Source organism: Bifidobacterium minimum (genome assembly GCF_000741645.1).
Lineage (GTDB): Bacteria > Actinomycetota > Actinomycetes > Actinomycetales > Bifidobacteriaceae > Bifidobacterium > Bifidobacterium minimum.
This window is the reverse complement of record NZ_JGZD01000013.1, coordinates 1-1,325: the sequence shown is the minus strand read 5'-3', so window position 1 is coordinate 1,325 and position 1,325 is coordinate 1. Positions and strand designations below refer to the sequence as shown.

At 60.2% G+C, this 1,325-nt stretch carries 1 protein-coding gene and 1 pseudogene; one reads left to right on the top strand and one right to left on the bottom strand.

All coding sequences use genetic code 11. From position 1 onward, the window contains the following. On the top strand, positions 1 to 413 hold a 413-nt coding region (locus tag BMIN_RS07485; RefSeq protein ID WP_034886358.1), incomplete at its 5' end, for an IS3 family transposase. Between the two features lie 79 nt (positions 414 to 492). On the opposite strand, the pseudogene BMIN_RS07480 reads toward BMIN_RS07485, so the two are convergent. After that, a pseudogene (locus BMIN_RS07480) lies at positions 493 to 1,077 on the bottom strand (IS256 family transposase); the annotation flags it as partial. Positions 1,078 to 1,325: the final 248 nt, after the last annotated feature.

The window sequence follows — 1,325 nt, the reverse complement described above, 5'->3', positions numbered from 1 at the left end:
ACGACGGCAAGATCGTCGCCTACACGAGGGGACTGCACCCGAACGCCCGATTGGCCGACACCATGCTCAGAAAGGCGATCGGAACCCTGCCCGATGATACCAGGGTGATCGTGCACTCGGATCGTGGCTGCCACTACCGGTGGCCCGAGTGGATCCGGATCTGCCAGGAGCACGGTATCATCCGCTCCATGAGCAGGAAGGGCTGCTCCCCGGACAACTCCGCCGCCGAGGGATTCTTCGGCCGCATGAAAACCGAGGCGGTCTACCCCGAATACTGGGAGAAACTGACCTGCGCGCAGGTCGTGGAACACGTCGACACGTACATGCACTGGTACAACCACCAACGCATCAAACAATCCCTGGGATGGAAAAGTCCCGTACACTATAGAATGCAACAAGGGCTAGTGGCCTAAACCATCTCCAAGAAAACGTCCGCAGCCCCTAGTGCCCGGTGGTTTGCGCACTTTTGGTGTTGTCGTTCTGCGTGCGTTTTCAGTTCGCTTCGTTCATGGTGTCGCCGAGTCGGGACATGTCCAGATAGCGTCGGGTCGACCAGTCGTTGGATGTCACGTAGCGGATCCTCGCGCTGATGAGCATCAATGCCGATCTACCATCCGGGAAAGCGCCCACCACGCGGGTTCTCCTGCGGATCTCCCGGTTCAACCGTTCGATCATGTTGTTCGTTCGGATGCGCCGGCGATGCTCGACCGGGTAATCCTTGAGCAGGTACGTGGTGGTCTCGTCGATGCCCTCGCGCAGGCACTTGGCGGCCTCCCTGAGTTTCCGCTCCTCCATCTCGGTGGCGACCTGCTCGGCCTTGGCCAACGCCGATTCGCGTGATTCCATCGCGAACACGGCCTTGAGCGCGTCCCCGGCCCATCGGGTGTGACGAGGGGAGACTTTCGAGAGCACGTTGCGCATGAAGTGCACCATGCACCGCTGGTAGCGGGCCTGTGGCAGGAGTTCACTGACGGTGTTCACCAGTCCGGCGCACCGGTCGCCGGTCACCAGGCGCACGCCGGTAAGCCCACGCGAGATGAGCGAGGAGACGAAGCTGTTCCAACTCGCCGAATCCTCTGTGTGTGTTCACTTGTTTGTGGGCCGGTTGTGCGTGTGGGTTTCGTCCGTGTGAGCGGCAGGATTTAGTCCATTTGAGCGTGTGTGTGAACACCGGCCCGTCCTGCCTGTTGTAGTTTCCCGAGTTGAAGGTATTGGTTCTCGGGAAAGGAAAGGAATGACGGTACCGGTGTCCAAACAACAACGTATCAGAGTGCTTGACGCCCGTGGCATGTCGTGGCGGCGGATAGCCAGGGAGGTGAGCGTGT